Annotated in this window: 15 protein-coding genes and 1 pseudogene; 14 read left to right on the forward strand and 2 right to left on the reverse strand. The window is 71.9% G+C overall.

Annotated features, from left to right (window positions below; genetic code table 11):
* The 14 genes and pseudogenes from IEX22_RS03190 to IEX22_RS03255 all read left to right on the forward strand — a co-directional run bounded on the left by IEX22_RS03190 (position 1) and on the right by IEX22_RS03255 (position 16,036).
* On the forward strand, positions 1 to 936 hold the full coding sequence (locus tag IEX22_RS03190) for an MBL fold metallo-hydrolase (RefSeq protein ID WP_188666236.1): 936 nt from the start codon (positions 1 to 3) through the stop codon (positions 934 to 936).
* 127 nt (positions 937 to 1,063) lie between these two features.
* Positions 1,064 to 1,792 (forward strand): IclR family transcriptional regulator, encoded by a 729-nt coding sequence (locus IEX22_RS03195; RefSeq protein ID WP_229659738.1) that lies wholly within the window; start codon positions 1,064 to 1,066, stop codon positions 1,790 to 1,792.
* A gap of 175 nt (positions 1,793 to 1,967) precedes the next feature.
* Entirely contained in the window at positions 1,968 to 2,957 is a 990-nt protein-coding gene (locus IEX22_RS03200; RefSeq protein ID WP_188666240.1) for a PDR/VanB family oxidoreductase, read from the forward strand.
* Between the two features lie 16 nt (positions 2,958 to 2,973).
* Positions 2,974 to 4,200, forward strand: coding sequence for a cytochrome P450 (locus IEX22_RS03205; protein WP_188666241.1), 1,227 nt, complete (start codon positions 2,974 to 2,976; stop codon positions 4,198 to 4,200).
* A gap of 2 nt (positions 4,201 to 4,202) precedes the next feature.
* Positions 4,203 to 5,648: an MFS transporter gene (locus IEX22_RS03210; protein ID WP_188666243.1), complete on the forward strand. Its 1,446-nt coding sequence runs from the start codon at positions 4,203 to 4,205 to the stop codon at positions 5,646 to 5,648.
* A gap of 76 nt (positions 5,649 to 5,724) precedes the next feature.
* Positions 5,725 to 6,480 (forward strand): pyridoxal 5'-phosphate synthase glutaminase subunit PdxT, encoded by a 756-nt coding sequence (gene pdxT / locus IEX22_RS03215; RefSeq protein WP_438816581.1) that lies wholly within the window; start codon positions 5,725 to 5,727, stop codon positions 6,478 to 6,480.
* A 2-nt stretch (positions 6,481 to 6,482) separates the two neighbouring features.
* Positions 6,483 to 7,241, forward strand: coding sequence for a YebC/PmpR family DNA-binding transcriptional regulator (locus IEX22_RS03220; RefSeq protein WP_188666245.1), 759 nt, complete (start codon positions 6,483 to 6,485; stop codon positions 7,239 to 7,241).
* A 17-nt stretch (positions 7,242 to 7,258) separates the two neighbouring features.
* A complete protein-coding gene (ruvC, locus tag IEX22_RS03225; RefSeq protein ID WP_188666247.1) occupies positions 7,259 to 7,921 on the forward strand; it encodes a crossover junction endodeoxyribonuclease RuvC in 663 nt (220 codons plus the stop codon).
* 234 nt (positions 7,922 to 8,155) lie between these two features.
* Positions 8,156 to 8,803: pseudogene (ruvA, locus tag IEX22_RS03230) on the forward strand (Holliday junction branch migration protein RuvA); the annotation flags it as partial.
* A 97-nt stretch (positions 8,804 to 8,900) separates the two neighbouring features.
* Positions 8,901 to 9,983: a Holliday junction branch migration DNA helicase RuvB gene (gene ruvB, locus IEX22_RS03235; protein WP_229659758.1), complete on the forward strand. Its 1,083-nt coding sequence runs from the start codon at positions 8,901 to 8,903 to the stop codon at positions 9,981 to 9,983.
* 185 nt (positions 9,984 to 10,168) lie between these two features.
* Entirely contained in the window at positions 10,169 to 10,654 is a 486-nt protein-coding gene (gene yajC, locus IEX22_RS03240) for a preprotein translocase subunit YajC (RefSeq protein WP_229659739.1), read from the forward strand.
* 57 nt (positions 10,655 to 10,711) lie between these two features.
* Positions 10,712 to 12,481, forward strand: a complete 1,770-nt coding sequence (secD, locus tag IEX22_RS03245) for a protein translocase subunit SecD (protein ID WP_229659740.1) — start codon at positions 10,712 to 10,714, stop codon at positions 12,479 to 12,481.
* Positions 12,478 to 13,467 (forward strand): protein translocase subunit SecF, encoded by a 990-nt coding sequence (gene secF, locus IEX22_RS03250; protein ID WP_188666256.1) that lies wholly within the window; start codon positions 12,478 to 12,480, stop codon positions 13,465 to 13,467. The genes secD and secF overlap by 4 nt, the downstream gene beginning before the upstream one ends.
* A 199-nt stretch (positions 13,468 to 13,666) precedes the next feature.
* Positions 13,667 to 16,036 (forward strand): RelA/SpoT family protein, encoded by a 2,370-nt coding sequence (locus tag IEX22_RS03255; RefSeq protein WP_188666578.1) that lies wholly within the window; start codon positions 13,667 to 13,669, stop codon positions 16,034 to 16,036.
* A 42-nt stretch (positions 16,037 to 16,078) separates the two neighbouring features.
* Here IEX22_RS03255 and IEX22_RS03260 read toward each other — a convergent pair whose 3' ends face one another.
* Together IEX22_RS03260 and IEX22_RS03265 are read right to left on the reverse strand one after the other, a co-directional pair.
* The gene (locus IEX22_RS03260; protein ID WP_188666258.1) at positions 16,079 to 16,630 is read right to left on the reverse strand and encodes a hypothetical protein; all 552 of its coding nucleotides are present in this window, start codon (positions 16,628 to 16,630) and stop codon (positions 16,079 to 16,081) included.
* Between the two features lie 127 nt (positions 16,631 to 16,757).
* Positions 16,758 to 18,359: a DUF349 domain-containing protein gene (locus IEX22_RS03265; protein ID WP_438816586.1), complete on the reverse strand. Its 1,602-nt coding sequence runs from the start codon at positions 18,357 to 18,359 to the stop codon at positions 16,758 to 16,760.
* Positions 18,360 to 18,610 lie beyond the last annotated feature (251 nt).

Consider the following 18,610-nt stretch of genomic DNA (forward strand, 5'->3'; position numbering starts at 1 on the left):
ATGACCACCGCGAACTCACCGGGCTCGACCGGACTCCAGGTCATCACGCTGGGTACCGCCGCAGGGCCGGCCATCCGCAGCGGCGCTCCCGGCATCGCGACCGCGATCGTCGTCGACGGCGGGCACTACCTCGTGGACTTCGGCCTCGGCTGTACCCGGCAGGCCCACGCGGCGGGCCTGCGCGGCCGGGACCTGCGGGCCGCCTTCATCACCCACCTGCACTCCGACCACGTCGGTGAGCTGCCCGCCTACCTGCTGTGGAACTGGGGCGCACCGGTGGAGGGATTCGTCGACGATGTCCCCGTCCACGGTCCGGGGCCGCAGACCAGCGCGATGGTGGGGCACATCCTTGCCGCCTTCGACGACGACATCAGCATCCGCATCGTCGACGAGGCCCGCCCGGACCTGCGGCAGATCGTCCGGCCCGTGGACCTCGTGCTGCCCCCGGACGCCTCCGGTGCCGGACCCGACGCCACTCCGGTGATGCGCCCGTTCGAGATCTACCGGGACGAGCACGTGACGGTGACGGCGATCCTGGTGCAGCACCCGCCGGTGTTCCCGTCTTTCGCCTTCCGCTTCGACACCCGGTACGGCTCGGTCGTGATCTCGGGGGACACGGCCGAGTGCGAGAACGTGGCGACCCTGGCGACCGGTGCGGACCTGCTCGTGCACGAGGCCGTCAATCTCGCCTACTTCGCGTCGGGCGACTTCTCCGCCGAGTTCCTCAATCACCAGCAGATCGCGCACACGACGCCCGACGGCGTGGGCAGGATCGCGACGGCTGCCGGGGTGGGACACGTGGTCCTGTCGCACCTGGCCGGGATCGCCACGGACGCCGAGTGGGCGGCCGGCGTGGCCTCCGGGTTCTCCGGCCCCATCACCGTGGCCCAGCCGGGACAGATCTTCGTCCCCGGACGGGTGCCGGCGACGCGCTGACCGGGCGCCGGCCGGGCGCGGCGATCCCCCGGCGGGGCTACCGTGGGAAGGCGTCCGGCAACGCGCCGGGCGCGTCGTCGATGGGGTGGAGCACGTGGCAGGGCACGCGAAGGATGCCGGGAGGTCGGTGACGTCCCGAGCCTTGAACGTGCTCGCCGCCTTCGACCAGGATCATCCCGTGCTCGGGTTGTCCGAGATCGCCCGTCGCTCGGGAACGCCCGTGGCCACCTGCCACCGTCTGCTGGGCGAGCTGACGGAGTGGGGGGCGCTGGCGCGGACCTCCGACGGGCGCTATCAGGTCGGTCATCGGCTGTGGACGCTCGGCATGTTGGCGCCCGTGCAGAAGGGTCTTCGCGAGGTCGCCGGCCCCTACATGCACGACGTCCTCTTCGCCACTCGGCACGTCGTCAATCTCTTCGTCCTCGACGATCGCCGCGCGCTCCTGCTCGAGCGGATCGCCGGCACGGCCGTCGGGCAACCCGTGGCCCGGGTGGGGGAGCGTCTGCCGCTCCACACCAGTGCGGCCGGCAAGGTGCTGCTCGCCTTCGCACCGCCCTCCGTCGTCGAAGGGGTCTTCGCCGAACTCACCCGGGAGACGCGGCACAGCATCATCGACCCCGCACGGTTGCGCCGCGAGCTCGCCCGGGTGCACGAGCGGGGGTACGCGACGACCGTGGAGGAGCACGCGCTCGGCACCTCGGGCCTCGCCGTGCCGGTGCAGGGGAACGGGGGCCGGATCCTCGCCGCTCTCGGTGTGGTGGGGATCGGAGCGACGCCCCCGCCGGTGCAGCGCACGATCCCGGCGCTCCAGGTGGCCGCCAAGGCCATCGGCAGAGCCCTCGGCGGACCCTCCTGAACGCGACCCTGAACCGCGACCCTGAACCGCGACGCGGCTCCGTAGCGACCAATTCGGCGCAGCGTTCCATCCAGCGGTAAGCAGGGCGTGATCCACGGCACCTGCCGGACCTATCGTCTCCACAGACGTTGCCGTGACACCGGTCACGGCGACCGTCGGACGAAAGGACATCCGGATGACCGCTCAGGTCGAGGCTGCGGGCCACGTGCTGCCGGTCTCCGCCACCCAGGACGCGATCGTGGTCGCGCGACGGGAGGCGGCGGACGGCATCGCGCACCTCACGCTGCGCCCCGCCGTGGGCGGGTCCTTCCCCGCCTGGGAAGCGGGCGCTCACATCGATCTGCACGTGCCGGGGCACACGCGCCAGTACTCGATCTGCTCCTCGCCGACCGACCGCTCCAGCCTGGAGATCGCGGTGCTGCACGACCCCGACTCCCGGGGCGGGTCCGCGTGGGTGCATGCGGAGCTGACCGTCGGCACCCGGGTGGTGGTCGGCGGACCCCGCAACAACTTCGCGCTCGCCCCGTCGCGCAAGTATCTCTTCATCGCCGGCGGCATCGGCATCACCCCGATGCTGGCGATGATCGAGGCGGCCGAGCACGCGGGCAAGGAATGGCGCCTCGCCTACGGCGGCCGGAGCCTGCGCACGATGGCATTCGCCCGGGAGCTGCTCGACACCTACGGTCCCGAGCGGATCCTCCTCTACCCGGCGGAGGAGACCGGGCGGCTCGATCTCGAGACACTGCTCGGCGTCCCGCGCGCGCTCATGCTCGTCTACGCCTGTGGGCCCCAGCGGCTCCTCGACGCGATCGAGGAGTACTGCCTCGGCTGGCCGGCCGGTGCCCTGCACCTCGAGCGCTTCGCCGCGGCGTCGGACGGGCAGGGCACCTCCGGTCCGTTCGACGTGGAATTGAGCCGGACCGGGCGGACCGTCCACGTGGCCGCGGATCGCACGATCCTCGACGCCGTCGAGGAAGCCGGGGTGCGGGTGCTCTCGTCCTGCCGGCAGGGCGTGTGCGGCACGTGCGAGATCCCGGTCCTCGCCGGCGAGATCGACCATCGTGACGCGATCCTCACCCCCGAGGACAAGGCCCGGAGCGCCTCGATGATGGTGTGCGTCTCCCGTGCCGCCGCCGGCTGCAGCAGACTCACCCTCGACCTCTGACCCCCGGGAGACCACCATGTCGCTCATCACCCAGCACGAGGCCCCCGTCCTCGACGTCGATCCGTTCTCCCCGGAGAACCTCCGCGGCCGTTACGCCCTCCACGAGACCCTCCGCGAGGCGGGCCCGGTGGTCTACCTGGAGCAGTACGGCGTCTACGCCGTCACCCACTTCGACGCCGTCCACGAGGTGCTCATGGACTTCGAGACGTACTGCTCCTCCGGCGGCGTCGGACCGACGGACATCCGCAGGGAATCCGAGTGGCGGCCCGCCGGCATCCTCGAGTCCGACCCGCCCACGCACACCGCCATGCGCCGCGGCCTGGCCAAGGTGATCCACCCCGGCTCGGTCCGGGAGCTCGCCGCCGGTTTCGCCCCGTCGGCGGACGCCCTGGCCGAGGCCCTCGTCGCCCGCGGCGGCTTCGACGCCGTGACGGACCTCGCCCAGGTCTACCCGCTGCGGGTCTTCCCCGACGCCGTGGGCATCCCCGACGTCGGACGGGAGAACCTGCTGCCCTACGGCAGCATGGCGTTCAACGCCTTCGGCCCGCGGAACGAGATCTACGACCGCGCGTTCGTCGGCGCCGAGTCGGTGACGGCCTGGGTGGAGCAGGCCTGCGCCCGCGGCAGCCTCCTCCCCGGCGGGTTCGGGGAGAAGATCTGGGAGCAGGCGGACCTGGGCAACATCACCGACACCGAGGCATCCTTCCTCGTGCGGGCCCTGCTCTCCGCCGGTGTCGACACCACCGTGGCCGGCATCGGCAACACCGTCCTCTGCCTGGCCAGGGAACCGGAGCAATGGGACCGGCTGCGCCGCGAGCCCCACCTGGTCAAATTCGCCGTCGACGAGGCGCTCCGGCTGGAGTCGCCCTTCCAGATGTTCCACCGCACGACGACGGTGGACACGGAGCTCGCGGGTGTCCGGATCCCCGCCGACGCGAAGCTCCTGCTCTTCCTCGGCGCCGCCAACCGGGACCCGCGGCGGTGGGGCGCGTCCGCCTCGTCGTTCGACCTGGAGCGGAACGCCACCGGCCACGTCGCCTTCGGGATGGGCCTGCACCAGTGCATCGGGCAGCCCATCGCCCGCCTCGAGATCGAACTGGTCCTCACGGCGCTGGTGGCCCGTGCCGCCACGCTGGAGCTCGACGGCGATCCCGTCGAGGAGCTCCACAACACCCTGCATTTCTTCGCTTCCGTTCCCCTCACGGTCTCCGCCGCGGCGCGGACCCGCGCTCCGAAGGAGTAGCCATGACTCAGCTCGCCGAACCCACACCGGACCGGGCGCCGAAGGCGCCCTCGACCGGCCCCGCGTCCTGGTCCTATGCCAGGCGCCGTCGCTACGGCTGGATCGTCACCGTCTCCCTGCTGTTCCTGATGATGCTCAGCTGGGCGGACAAGGCGGTCCTCGGCCTCGCCGCCGTGCCGATCATGAAGGACCTGCACATCACCCCCGAGGCGTTCGGCGTCGTCAGCAGCGCGATGTTCTTCACGTTCGGCGTCGCCCAGCTGATCGCCGCGCCCCTGGCCAACAAGGTGCAGAGCCGCTGGATCCTCCTGGTGATCTGCATCCTCTGGTCGATCGCGCAGGCCCCCGTCCTCGTCTTCGCGTCGCTGCCGGCGCTGTGGGTGAGCCGGCTGATGCTCGGTGCCGGTGAGGGGCCCCTCGCCCCCGTCATGATGCACGGCGTCTACAAGTGGTTCCCGGCGAAGAAGGGTGCCACCCCGGCCGCCCTCGCCTCCTCCGGCGTCACGCTCGGCATCGTGGCCTTCGCCCCCGTGCTGGCCTGGGTGATCGGTGCCTACGGTTGGCGCGCCGCGTTCGCCGTCCTCGCCGTCGTCGGGCTCCTGTTCGCCGTCTACTGGGCCGTGATCGGCAAGGAAGGGCCCTACACGAGCCGCGCCGCCGAGCTGGAGCTGGACGGTCCGGGCGAGGCCGCGCTGGCGGCCCACGGCATCGAGGGCCCGGCGGTCGTCGAGCAGCGGGTGCCGTACCTGCGCACCATCCTGACCCCGAGCTGGATCTTCGCCGTCCTCACCTCCTTCTTCGGCTACTGGACCTTCACCCTGGCGATGTCCTGGGGTCCCGCCTACTTCCAGACGGTGCTGGGCCTGACCGGACAGCAGGCCGGCAGCCTCATCGCCCTGCCGGCCGCCTGGGGTGCCGTCGCCACGGTCGGCCTGAGCGCCCTCACCCAACGGCTCCACCTGCGCGGGGTCCCCACGCGGAAGTCCCGCGCCTGGGTGCTGGGGGGAGGTGCCCTCTTCGGCGGGGCCGCCCTGTTCGCCGCGTCGATGGTGCCGAATCCGACGGTGGCCGTCGGGCTGATGGTGTTCGGCTTCGGGACGGCGCCGGCGCTGTTCGCCCTGAGCTACCTCGTGGTCGCGGAGCTGACGTCGGTGGCCCAGCGCGGGGCCAACCTGTCGATCGCCAATGCGGTGTTCACCACCGGCGGCGTGTTCGCCCCGGCCGTCTCCGGGTTCCTGATCGGGGGTGCCGCCGGGCCGGCCGCCGGCTACACCGCGTCGTTCGCCCTCGCCGGCGGCCTCATGCTCGTCTGCGGGATCCTGTGCCTGCTGTTCGTGAACCAGCAGCGGGACCGCCGGCGGATCGGGCTGGACGTCGACCCCGCGGCGGTCGCGCCCGGCGCCGAGCCCAACGCCGATCCGCGCCGCGGCGCGGAGGTCCCCGCCTGAGCCGGGCCGCCCGACCCTGATCCGGCACGAGCGGCCGGCGGACCCCGAGCTCGGGGGGCCGCCGGCCGCTCGTATCATGAACCGGGTGACCATGACCCCGTCCTCCCTCTCGCGTCCACTCGACCCCGTCGTGCTCGAGACCGCCGCCGCACCCGTCAGCGCCGCCGGGCTGCGCGTCGGCGTCCTCGCCGTGCAGGGGGACGTGCGGGAGCACGCGGCGATCCTCGACGCGGCCGGCGCCGACGTCGTGCTGGTGCGCCGGCCGCGGGAGATCGACGGTCTGGACGGCCTGGTCATCCCCGGCGGGGAGTCCACGACGATGGACCGGCTCACCCGCGCGTTCGACCTCGCCGATCCGCTGCGGACCGCCATCGCCGACGGCCTGCCCGTCTACGGCTCCTGCGCCGGCATGATCATGCTGGCCGACCGCATCGCCGACCCGGCACGCGACCGCCGGGGCGACCCGCAGCGGTCCCTCGGCGGCATCGACATGACCGTGCGGCGCAACGCCTTCGGTCGCCAGCGCGACTCCTTCGAGGTGACCCTCGACTTCACCGGGGTCGGCGCGGTGCCCGCGGTGTTCATCCGCGCGCCCCTGGCCGAGGACGTCGGCGACGCCGTCGAGGTGCTCGCCCGCACGCCGTCCGACGCCCCGGCCCAGCACCCCGAGGGGCTCGGCGGGCCGAGCGATGCGCCGGTGGTGCGGGACACGGCCGGTAGAATCGTCGCCGTGCGGTCGGGCCGGCTGCTCGCCACGTCCTTCCATCCGGAGGTCACCGGCGAGCGGCGGATCCACGACCTGTTCATCCGGATCATCAGAGGAGAAGCGTAGGCATGTCGGGCCACTCCAAATGGGCGACCACCAAGCACAAGAAGGCGGTCATCGACGGCCGCCGCGCGAAGGCGTTCGCCAAGTTCATCAAGAACATCGAGGTCGCCGCGCGGATGGGCGGGCCCGACACCTCGGGCAACCCGGCCCTCGAGCTCGCCGTCTCCAAGGCGAAGAAGAACTCGGTCCCGAACGACAACATCGACCGCGCGGTCAAGCGCGGCGCGGGCCTGACCGGCGAGACCGTCGACTACGCGGAGATCTTCTACGAGGCCCGCGGTCCCCAGGGGTCGGCGCTGCTCGTCGAATGCCTGACCGACAACAAGAACCGCGCCGCCTCCGAGGTGCGCGTGGCCATCACGCGCAACGGCGGCACCGTCGCCGACCAGGGCTCGGTCAACTACCTGTTCACGCGCAAGGGCGTCGTCCGGCTGCCGAAGAACGGGCTGTCCGAGGACGACGTCCTGATGGCCGTGCTCGACGCCGGTGCCGAGGAGGTCAAGGAGGAGGGCGAGTCCTTCGAGGTGATCTCCGAGGCCAGCGACCTGCCGGCCATCCGCGCCGCCCTGACCGAGGCGTCCATCGAGTACGAGACGGACGAGGCGGAGTTCCTCCCCTCGATGCAGGTGGAGCTGGACAGCGACGCCGCCCGCAAGTTCCTGCGCCTGGTCGACGCCCTCGAGGAGCTCGACGACGTGCAGAACGTCTACTCCAACGCGGACATCAGCGAGGCCGTGCTGGCCGAGCTGGACGCCGAGGGCTGACCGGGAGCGACGGCGGCGTGACCCTGCGCGTGCTCGGTGTCGACCCGGGCCTCACCCGGTGCGGGCTCGGCGTCGTCGACGTCGCGGCCAACCGGCGCGCCACCCTCGTCGAGGTCGGCGTCGTGGGCACATCGGCGGACACCCCGCTCGACGCCCGGCTGCTGGCCATCGACGCCGCGGTCGAGCAGTGGCTGGACCGCCACTCCCCGGACGTGCTCGCCGTCGAACGGGTGTTCAGTCAGCTCAACGTCTCGACCGTGATGGGCACCGCCCAGGCCTCCGGCGTCGTCATCGCCGCCGCCGCGCGCCGGGGGATCACCGTCGCCCTGCACACCCCCACCGAGGTCAAGGCCGCGGTGACCGGGAACGGGCAGGCGGACAAGGGCTCGGTCGCCCGGATGGTGGTGCGGATTCTGCGGCTGGACGTGGCACCGACCCCGGCGGACGCGGCGGACGCGCTGGCCCTGGCGATCACCCACGCCTGGCGCTCCGGGCTCTCGGCGGCGGCGTCGTCCGTCAACGGATCGGGCGGCGCCGCGTCGGGCGCGGGCTCACGGGCCGCGGCGGCCGCCCGTGCCGGCCAGCGCACGCCCGCGGGCACCCTGACGGCCGCCCAGCAGCTCTGGGTGCAGGCCGAGGCGAGCGCCCGCCAGGCCGGACACGGCCGGCGCCACCGATAGGGCGTGCCCTGGGGTGTCGGCACCGGTGGGTCGCCCTGGATGCCTGGATGCCTGGATGCCTGGATGTCTCGGTTCCCCCGTACCTCGGGACCCGGCGCGCCGGGACGATGCTGCACCGCCGCCCGGCGTGGCGATGATGCGGGACCGTCGGCGTCCGCCGCTAGGGTGTTCGTAGATATGTTCGACGACGTCTCGTCCGACGACCCCGCCCCCTCACGACAGGAGTGACCCGACGTGATCAGCTCGCTGCGCGGCACCGTGACCCACGTCGGCCTCACCTCGGCCGTCATCGACGTCAACGGCTTCGGCATGCTCGTCAACGCCACGCCCCAGACCCTCGCCGGCCTCCGGACGGGGGAGAGCGCCACCGTCGCGACGTCGATGGTGGTGCGCGAGGACTCGATGACGCTCTTCGGCTTCCCCGACGCCGAGCACCGCGAGGTGTTCGAGACGCTGCTCGGGGTCAGCGGCGTCGGACCCCGGCTCGCCCTCGCCGTCCTCGCCGTCCACGACCCCGAGACCGTCCGCGTCGCCGCTGCCTCGGGCGACGACAAGGCCTTCAGCAAGGTGCCCGGCATCGGCCCCAAGGGCGCGCGCCGGATCGTCCTCGAACTCGCCGACAAGCTCGTCCCGACGGGCGCCGCGCCCGTTGCCGCCGCGCCCGCCGGCCCCGTCTGGCAGCCGCAGGTGCTGCAGGCCCTCACTGGGCTGGGCTGGTCGGAGAAGGACGCGACCGCCGCCGTCGAGTCGGCCACCGCGGACGAGCCGGAGGTCGCCGCCCGCGGCCAGGTCGCCGAGATCCTCCGCCTCACCCTGCGCTGGCTCGGCCAGGACACCGGCCGAGCCCCCCGCAGCCCGGGCCGCATCACCGGCTCCCGCGGCACCGGCGTGCGGTCCGCCGCGGCCACCGACGACGACGCCGTGGGGGCCGGACGTGGCTGACCCTGACGGCGCTCAGCCCGGCGGCGCCGGCGCCCGCATGGTCTCCGCCGACGGGGAACCTGAGGAGCGGATGATCGAGGCCGCCCTGCGGCCGAAGAGCCTCGACGACTTTGTGGGGCAGCGGCGCGTGCGCGAGCAGCTCTCCCTCGTCCTGGAGGCCTCCCGGATGCGTGGCCGCAGCGCCGATCACGTCCTCCTGTCCGGCCCGCCGGGTCTGGGCAAGACGACGCTGGCCATGATCATCGCCGCGGAGATGAACGCGCCCCTGCGAATCACCTCCGGCCCGGCCATCCAGCACGCCGGGGACCTCGCCGCCATCCTGTCGTCGCTGAGCGAGGGGGAGGTGCTCTTCCTCGACGAGATCCACCGCATGTCCCGGCCCGCCGAGGAGATGCTGTACATGGCGATGGAGGACTTCCGGGTCGACATCGTCGTGGGCAAGGGTGCGGGCGCCACCGCCATTCCGCTGGATCTGCCGCCGTTCACCCTGGTCGGCGCCACCACCCGCGCCGGTCTGCTGCCCGGCCCGCTGCGGGACCGGTTCGGCTTCACCGGCCACCTCGAGTTCTACGCCGTCGACGAGCTCGAACGCGTGCTGCGCCGGTCCGCCGGGCTGATGGACCTCGCCGTCAACTCCGCCGGGTTCGCCGAGATCGCCATGCGGTCCCGCGGCACTCCCCGCATCGCCAACCGGCTGCTGCGCCGGGTCCGGGACTGGGCCCTGGTGCACGGGGTCGACCAGATCGACTCCCGCGCCGCCTCGGCCGCCCTGGACATGTACGAGGTCGACGCCCGCGGGCTCGACCGGCTCGACCGCGCGGTGCTGCAGGCCCTCGTCGGCAAGTTCCACGGCGGCCCGGTCGGCCTGTCCACCCTCGCCATCGCGGTGGGGGAGGAGACCGAGACGGTGGAGACGGTGGCCGAGCCGTATCTCGTCCGGGAGGGGCTGCTCGGCCGCACCCCGCGCGGGCGGATCGCGATGCCGGCCGCCTACGAGCACCTCGGCATCGAACCTCCCGCCGGGTACGCCGCCGCCTCGCTGTCGGCGCGGCTCGACGAGGACGTCGCGGCCGGCAGCGGTATGGCCCCGCTGTTCACCGGCGACGACGTCGACGGCTGAGGCGGGTGCGCTCCGGGGCGCCGACGCACGTCAGCGCGCCGTCGCCGCGTTCGTCGGTGACGTGGCCTAGACTGGGCCGACACTCGTGATGCTTCTGCGCGCCCGTTCAGGTTGCCGTGCCACCATCAGGGGTGCTCGCCGCTGGCCGGCGTGATCCTGCACTCGACGAATGGACTCTCAGGACCGTGGATCCCCTTTTCCTCATCATGCTCGTCGTGCTGATCTTCCTGATCTTCACGATGTTCCGCCGCAACAAGAAGGCTCAGACCGAAGCGCAGGAGCGGAAGTCCTCGATGGCCCCCGGTCAGCAGGTCATGACCAGCTACGGTCTCTTCGGCACCGTCGTCTCCGTGGACGCACCCGAGAACAAGGTGGTCCTCGAGCTCTCGCCCGGCAACACGGCCACCGTGCACCTGCAGTCCGTCACCAAGATCATCGACCCGGCAGAGACCTCCGCCACCGCCGACGCCGGGGCGACCGCCGCCGGTGCTCCGCTGGACGCCGAGCCCCTCGACACGCCGCGCGCCGACGCGCAGCGCACCGGTGATCCGGTCCTCGGTGACCCCCGCGACGCCGACGGCGCCGCCTCCGATGCGTCCGCCACTCGCACGGAGACCCCGGAGGAGACGCTGCGCCGCCTCAACGAGCGCAACGAGAACAACAACCGCTGACCCACGCCGGCGCCCACCCTCGCGGTGGGCGCCGCGTTCGCAGGAGACCCTCCGCCCATGGCAAAGAACCGGGCCGGCACGAACCGGACGATGTCCGGTGCCCGCCGCACCATCATCTGGCTCGCCGTCCTCTTCATCGCGCTCGGCGCGGTGCTGACCGGCGGTGCCCTGACCGGCCAGGCGAGTGCCGCGCCGAAACTCGCCCTCGACCTCGAGGGCGGCACCGAGATGATCCTCGCGCCCCGTACCCAGTCGGGCACCGAGATCAACGAGGAGCAGCTCGCGCAGGCGGTGGAGATCATCCGTCAGCGCGTCGACGGCTCCGGTGTCGCCGAGGCGGAGATCAGCACCCAGTCGGGCCGCAACGTCGTCGTCAGCATGCCCGGCACGCCCAGCGCCCAGACCCGGGAACTGATCCAGGCGTCCGCGGACATGACGTTCCGCCCCGTCCTGCAGGTCGGCGACGCCGCACCGGTCACCGGGGCGAACCGGGCGAAGGACGCGGCCCTGCCCAAGCCCACGGCCAAGCCGACGAACGCGAGCGACACCAACTGGATCACCGGCGACGTGTACCGGGCGTTCGAGGCGAAGGACTGCCGCCCCGAGGCCGCGGCGAAGCAGCAGCCGCCGACCGACCCGGCGAAGCCCGCCATCGCGTGCGAGCCCTCCACCGGCGCCAAGTACATCCTCGGTCCCGTCGAGGTCCCCGGGTCGGACATCCAGACCGCCAGCTTCGGCATGGAGACGGGCGCGCAGGGCGCGAGCACCGGCAAATGGGCCGTGAACATCCAGTTCAACGGCCCCGGCACCGACAAGTTCCGCACCGTCACGCAGCGCCTCTTCAGTCTGAAGCAGGAGTCGCCGCGTGATCAGTTCGCCATCGTGCTCGACGGGCGGGTCCTGTCCGCCCCGCAGACGAACGCGGTGATCACCGACGGCAAGCCGCAGATCACCGGCAACTTCACCCAGGAGTCGGCGAAGGCCCTGTCCGAGCAGCTGAAGTACGGCGCCCTGCCGATCAGCTTCGAGATCCAGAGCGAACAGCAGATCTCCGCGACGCTGGGCAGCCAGCAGCTGGCGATGGGCATCATCGCCGGTCTGATCGGCCTGGCGCTGGTGTGCGTGTACTCGCTGTTCCAGTACCGGCTGCTGGGCTTCGTCACCATCGCCTCGCTCGTGGTGGCCGGCGTCCTCACCTGGCTCGCCATCGCCATCCTCGGCTGGACCGCCAACTACCGGCTGTCCCTCGCGGGCGTGGCCGGCCTGATCGTCGCCATCGGCCAGACCGCGGACTCGTTCATCGTGTACTTCGAGCGCATCCGCGACGAGCTGCGCGACGGGCGATCGGTGATCTCCGCCGTCGATCACGGCTGGAAGCGCGCCAAGCGGACGGTGCTCGCCTCGAAGGCGGTCAACCTGCTGGCCGCGCTGGTGCTCTACTTCGTGGCCGTCGGCAACGTCCGCGGCTTCGCCTTCACCCTGGGCCTGACGGCGATCGCCGACCTGATCGTGGTGTTCATGTTCACCCACCCGACGATGGTGCTGCTCGCGCGCACCCGGTTCTTCGGCGGGGGCCACCGCTGGTCCGGGCTGGACCCGGAGCGGCTCGGCGCCGTGCCGTTCTACCGCGGCGCCGGCCGGTTCCGCGAGCCGGTGCTCGCCGGGGCGGGCGCCAGCCCCGCTCGGCGCGGCCGCAACAGTGGCGCGGGCCGGGAGGCGGAGCGTCGGCTGACGATCGCCGAGCGTCGGGCAGCCGAGCAGGGCGCGGGCGCGCGCGAGACCCACGACCGTGCCGGCAGCACCGCTGTCGGGAAGGACGAACGATGATCAGCTTCTCCCGTTTCGGCAACGACCTCTACAGCGGCCGGCGTTCCTTCGACTTCGTCGGCAAGCGGCGGATCTGGTTCGTGCTCGCGGCCCTCGCGATCATCGGGTCCATCCTCGTGCCGGTGATCGGCGGCGGCTTCAACCTCGGCATCGAATTCCGTGGCGGCTCCGAGTTCACCGTCTCCGGCAGCACCCACACCGAGATCAGCCGGGGTGAGGACGCCGTGGACTCCGTCGTCGGCGGTGAGGACGCCACCGTCACCAACGTCGCTCCGGGCACCATGCGGGTGCAGACGGAGCGCCTCAGCGACGACCAGACCCTGCAGGTGCGCGACGCGCTGCGGACCGCCTACGAGGTGCCCGAGGGGCAAGTGACCTCGAACTTCGTCGGCCCCACCTGGGGCGCCGACGTGACCCGGCAGGCCCTGCAGGGCCTGGTCGTGTTCGTCGTGCTCGCCGCCGTCCTGATGGCCCTGTACTTCCGCACGTGGAAGATGTCGGTGGCCGCGCTCGGGGGTCTGGTGACCGTCATGGTCGTCACCGCCGGCCTCTACGCGCTCAGCGGCTTCGAGGTGACACCGTCCGCGATCATCGGCTTCCTCACCGTGCTCAGCTACTCGCTGTACGACACGGTGGTGGTGTTCGACAAGATTCGCGAGAACACCGCCGATATCGCCACCAACACGCGACGCACCTTCGCCGAGGAGGTCAACCTCGCCGTGAACCAGACCCTGGTCCGGTCGATCAACACCTCGGTGGTGGCCATCCTGCCGGTCGCGGCGATCCTCTTCATCGGTGCCTTCCTGCTCGGGGCGGGCACGCTGAAGGACCTGTCCCTGGCGCTCTTCATCGGCATCATCCTCGGCACCCTGACCACCCTGTTCATCGCCGCCCCGCTGTACGCGGCGCTGCGCGCCCGGGAGCCGGACCTCGTGCACCAGGCGGAGCGCGTGAGCGCCCGCCGCGAGGCCGCGGCGACGGCCTGACGGCGTTTCGGGAGGCCCGCGCCGCGGCCGTGTAAACGTTTTCGTTGCGAGGGCATAAACTGTCACAACCGTTCTCGCGGACGGTCCGGCGCGGCGACGCGCGGGGCCGTCCCACGTCCTCGGAACCGGCGGCCGTTCCTCCGCTGACCGACCAAGGGAGGTGGCAGCCGTGGCAGATGACAGCCAGACCCCGGGCTCCATGTCCGTCCAGTCCGTCGTGCCCGCGCCCCGGGAAACGGCCACCGGCACGCCCCGGGAGCCCGGCCCGTCCCGGCCCGGGTCGCACGGCCCGGCGGCCGCACCGGCGCCGGCCACCGGGCGACGGGAGCGCACCCGGTCCCGGATCGCCCGGTTGACCGGACGGGGCACCCCGCCCGCGTACTCGCCCATCCTCGAGCCGTTGATGCGGACGGTGCGGTCGAACAACCCTCGCGAGGACCTCGACCTCATCCAGCGGGCCTTCGTCGTCGCCGAACGTGCGCACCGCGGTCAGAAGCGCAAGAGCGGCGACCCGTACATCACCCATCCGGTGGCCGTCGCGACGATCCTCGCCGAACTCGGCATGACCGGGTCCACACTCGCCGCCGCGCTCCTGCACGACACGGTGGAGGACACCGAGTACACGATCGAGCAGCTGACGAAGGACTTCGGCGAGGAGGTCGCCCGCCTCGTCGACGGTGTCACGAAGCTCGACAAGGTCACGTTCGGCGAATCGGCGCAGTCCGAGACGGTCCGCAAGATGATCGTCGCGATGTCCAAGGACATCCGGGTGCTGCTGATCAAGCTCTCCGACCGGCTGCACAACGCCCGCACCTGGCGCTTCGTCTCGCCGGAGTCCTCTGCCCGCAAGGCCCGCGAGACGCTGGAGATCTTCGCGCCGCTGGCCCACCGGCTCGGGCTGAACACCATCAAGTGGGAGCTCGAGGACCTCTCGTTCGCCGCGCTGTACCCGAAGGTGTACGAGGAGATCGTCCGGCTCGTGGGGGACCGCACCCCGGAGCGGGAGAAGAACCTCGCGGCCGTCAGCGCCCAGATCGCCGAGGACCTGCGATCCGTGCGGATCCGGGCCTCCATCAGCGGACGCCCGAAGCACTACTACTCGATCTACCAGAAGATGATCGTCAAGGGCCGCGACTTCGATGACATCTACGACCTGACCGGGGTGCGGGTTCTCGTCGACTCTGTCCGGGACTGCTACGCGACGCTCGGGGCGCTGCACGCCCGCTGGAGCCCGCTGCCGGGGCGGTTCAAGGACTACATCGCGATGCCGAAGTTCAACATGTACCAGTCGTTGCACACGACGGTGATCGGGCCGGGCGGCAAACCGGTGGAGATCCAGATCCGCACCCACGAGATGCACAAGCGTGCCGAGTACGGCATCGCGGCGCACTGGAAGTACAAGGACCGTAACCTCGCCACGGACGCTTCCGGCGGGCGCGACACCTCCGACATGAACTGGTTGCGTTCCCTCGTTGCGTGGCAGCAGGAGACCAGCGACCCGAACGAGTTCCTGGACTCCCTCCGCTTCGAGATCAACGCGAAGGAGGTGTTCGTCTTCACGCCCAAGGGCGAGGTGATGTCGCTGCCCGCCGGGTCCACCCCGGTGGACTTCGCCTACGCGGTGCACACGGAGGTCGGGCACCGCACCATCGGGGCCCGCGTGAACGGCAAGCTCGTGCCGCTGAACAGCGAGCTGACCAACGGGGACTGGGTCGAAATCTTCACGTCCAAGGCGGAGAACGCGGGACCGAGCCAGGACTGGCAGAACTTCGTCAAGTCGCCGCGTGCCCGGAACAAGATCCGCGCCTGGTTCTCCAAGGAGCGGCGCGAGGAGAACATCGAGAAGGGCAAGGACCAGCTCACCAAGGCGATGCGGAAGCGGCGGCTGCCGCAGCGGCTGATCACGCACGACCTGCTGGTCGCCGCCGCCGACGAGCTGCGGCACGCCGACATCTCCGCCCTCTACGCCGCCATCGGCGACAACCAGGTCTCGGCCGGCCGCGTGGTGGACTGGCTGGTCGAATCCATCGGCGGGCACGAGGGCGCCGAGGAGGACCTCTCGGAGACGGTCTCCGCGGCCGCCCCCGAGCGCCCGCGGTTCTCCGACTCGGGCATCATCGTCAAGGGCGTGGGCGACGTCTGGGCCAAGCTGGCCCGCTGTTGCACGCCGGTACCCCCCGACCCCGTCGTCGGCTTCATCACCCGGGCGCACGGCGTGTCCGTGCACCGGGCGGACTGTGCCAATCTCGGATCGATGCGCTCCGAGCAGGAGCGGTTCGTCGAGGTCGAGTGGGCGCCCACCCAGTCCAGCGTCTTCCTGGTCGAGATCCAGGTGGAGGCCCTGGACCGGAAGAGCCTCCTCTCGGACGTGACCCGCGTGCTGTCCGAGAACCACGTCAACATCCTCTCCGCCACGGTGCACACCTCCAGCAACCGGCAGGCGATCAGCCGGTTCTCGTTCGAGATGGGCGACCCGCGGTACCTGAACCACGTGCTGACCGCCGTGCGGAAGATCGACGGCGTGTACGACGTGCATCGCACCGTCGGGGGCACCCGCCACCCCGCCTGAGGGGCATCGCACGACGGGTACCGTGAGGGCGGCACTCGCCGGTCACCGGGGGACGAGCCCGCCGAGACGCTCGAGCGCCCGGTGCCGGCCCGGACGGCGTGGCATGGTCGCCAGCACCTCGGCGAGGTGCTCACGGTCCTGCGGGCTCATCGCTCGCCGCGCCGCCTCCAGGGCGGGCTCGTCCTCGGCACCGCCGTACTGCGCCAGGTCCAGCACGGTCTGCGGCAGGGTCGTCGTGAGCACCCCGGCGACCACCGCGGCCTCGACCCCCGAGCACACCGTCTCGTGCACCCGCAGCCCCGGCGGCGCCCGCTTGGAGCGCCGGCGTGCGTCGAGCAGGACGTCGAGCACCGGGGGCGGCGCACCACCGGCGTACAACCAGGCGGCCGTCGACCGACAGACGAGGGCACGTCGGCGCAGCACCGGATCCAGCAGGGCGTCCAGGGCGACGGCCCGCAACGCGATCGTCTCCGGCATGCCCACCGCCGTGTAGACGTCCCGGATCACGTGCCTCAGGATCCCGTCCCGCGTCAGGATGGTCAGCTCCTCGGCGCGGAACGGCCGACCGGGACGGAGCACGGGAACGGTGGTCATGCGGCCAGTCTCGTCCCGGAGGCGGCGCCTCCGGTCGGCGGGCGCGGCGGTTGTGGACAAGTGCGACGGCCGGTGCCCTCCGGGGAGGGAGAAGAACTCCCGGCCCGTCACGGGCCGGGAGTACCCGTCAGCGGAAGTCCTGGGCCGAGCGCTGCAGTGTCTCCAGCCACTGCTGACGAGCCTCGAGCGCCTGCCGAGCCCGCGCAACGCGGGACGCGTCGCCCGCGGACTCCGCCGCCGTGAGGTCGTCCTGCAGCGAGGCGATGGTCGACTCGAGCTGACTCAGCGCGCTGTTCGTGCGCGCCTTCGTCTCCGGGTCGGAGCGCCGCCAGTGGTCACGCTCGGCCTTCTGCACGGCCTCCTCGACCGCACGGAAGCCGGACTCCATCCGGTGCATGTCACCGCGCGGCACCTTGCCCGCCGCCTCCCACCGGTCCTGGAGGGACCCGAGGGCTTTGCGCGCCGCGGCGTGGTCGGTGACGGGCAGCAACCCCTGCGCCTCGCGGAGCAATTCCTCCTTGGCCGTCAGGTTCTGGGCGAACTCGGCGTCGACCGCGGCGTTGGCCGCCGTGCGCGCCGAGAAGAACGCGTCCTGCGCGGCCCGGAACCTGGCCCACAGCGCGTCGTCGTCCTTGCGGCTGGCCCGGGGGGATGCCTTCCAGCGGTCCATCAGGCGGCGGTACTCGCCGGCCGTCGCCCCCCAGTCGGTCGACCCGGAGAGGGACTCCGCCTCGGCGATCAGCTTCTCCTTCTCCTTGCGCGCGGTGGCGTTCGCGTCGTCGAGCTGGGAGAAATACGCCCGACGGTGCTTGTCGAAGGTGGTGCGGGCGGTGCGGAAGCGCTTCCACAGCCCGTCCTCCGCACTGCGGGGGAGGCGCACGCCGCTCTTCTGCGCCGTCTTCCACGCGTCGAACAGCTCGTTCATCCGCGTGCTGCTGGCCTTCCACTGCACGGTGGTGGGATCCTTGGCCGCCAGCTCCTCGGCCTCGGTCACGATCGCCTCGCGGGCGCTCACCGCCTCTCGGCGGGCCTGTTCGTGGGCCTGCTTCTCCTCGCCCTCGAGGGCACCGATCTTCTCGGCCAGGGCGTCCAGGCGGTGTTCGAGATCGCGGACGTCGCCGACGAGGGCGCGTTCGGCCAGCTGCTCACGGGCGTGATCGATGGTGCGACGCATGTCGGTACTCGGCGCGTGGGCGAACACCCGCTGCTCGAGCAGCTCCACCTTGCCCCGCACCTCGTCGAACTTGCGCACGAAGTAGGCGAGGGCCTCGTCCGCGGACGCCCCGGGGTACTGACCGGCGACCTGCTCCTGCCCGTCCACCGTCAGGTACACGGTGCCGTCGCCGTCGACGCGGCCCCACCGGGAGGCCTCCTCGAGCGTCATGGACGGCGTCGGTGGGGCGATCACCGGCAGCGACGTCGTCTCGGGCCGGGGGCCGGACGCGGCCGGGGCGTGCGGTACCGGTCGGGGGCCGGGTCGCGGGGCCGCCGGCTTCGGCGGGCCGGGCCGGGCTCCACCGGGCGCCGGCGAGGCCGGCCGGTCGGTGGCTGCCGGTGGCGTGGCGACGGTGTCCGCACCGGCGTCGTGAGAGGCGTCCTGAGTGCCGTCCGGGCCGGTGCTGCCCGGCTCGGCGCTGGGTTGCTCCAGGGAGGAGGAATCGGAATCGGGGTCCGCGGCGGGATCCACCGGGCGTTCACCGCCGTCGGACTCGGCCGGGGCGCCCGGCACGGGTGCGCCGTCGGCCGGGTCGGTGTCCTCGGTGAAAGTGTCCGGCTGGTCGTTCTCGTGCCGACCCGTATCGGGAAGGTCCGTGGTCTCGCGCCGCTCCGGTTCGGGGGCCGGGTCGGCATACTGGTCGGCGTCCTGGACATCGGGGCGGACGCTGCGTTCGTCGGATTGCTGACTGTGTGTCACCGCTGGAACTTCCTTCTCGGATCTGCACCGGCACCCGGACGGGCGGATACTGCCGAAGACAGGCA

The organism is Tersicoccus solisilvae, assembly GCF_014643255.1.
Classification (GTDB): Bacteria; Actinomycetota; Actinomycetes; order Actinomycetales; family Micrococcaceae; genus Tersicoccus; species Tersicoccus solisilvae.

Coding starts and splice junctions, on each gene's coding strand:
- IEX22_RS03260 (WP_188666258.1), bottom strand. CDS start 16,630: ATGACCACCGTTCCCGTGCTCCGTCCCGGTCGGCCGTTCCGCGCCGAG.
- pdxT (WP_438816581.1), top strand. CDS start 5,725: ATGAACCGGGTGACCATGACCCCGTCCTCCCTCTCGCGTCCACTCGAC.
- ruvB (WP_229659758.1), top strand. CDS start 8,901: ATGGTCTCCGCCGACGGGGAACCTGAGGAGCGGATGATCGAGGCCGCC.
- IEX22_RS03255 (WP_188666578.1), top strand. CDS start 13,667: ATGTCCGTCCAGTCCGTCGTGCCCGCGCCCCGGGAAACGGCCACCGGC.
- IEX22_RS03210 (WP_188666243.1), top strand. CDS start 4,203: ATGACTCAGCTCGCCGAACCCACACCGGACCGGGCGCCGAAGGCGCCC.
- IEX22_RS03205 (WP_188666241.1), top strand. CDS start 2,974: ATGTCGCTCATCACCCAGCACGAGGCCCCCGTCCTCGACGTCGATCCG.
- secF (WP_188666256.1), top strand. CDS start 12,478: ATGATCAGCTTCTCCCGTTTCGGCAACGACCTCTACAGCGGCCGGCGT.
- IEX22_RS03190 (WP_188666236.1), top strand. CDS start 1: ATGACCACCGCGAACTCACCGGGCTCGACCGGACTCCAGGTCATCACG.
- IEX22_RS03200 (WP_188666240.1), top strand. CDS start 1,968: ATGACCGCTCAGGTCGAGGCTGCGGGCCACGTGCTGCCGGTCTCCGCC.
- secD (WP_229659740.1), top strand. CDS start 10,712: ATGGCAAAGAACCGGGCCGGCACGAACCGGACGATGTCCGGTGCCCGC.
- IEX22_RS03220 (WP_188666245.1), top strand. CDS start 6,483: ATGTCGGGCCACTCCAAATGGGCGACCACCAAGCACAAGAAGGCGGTC.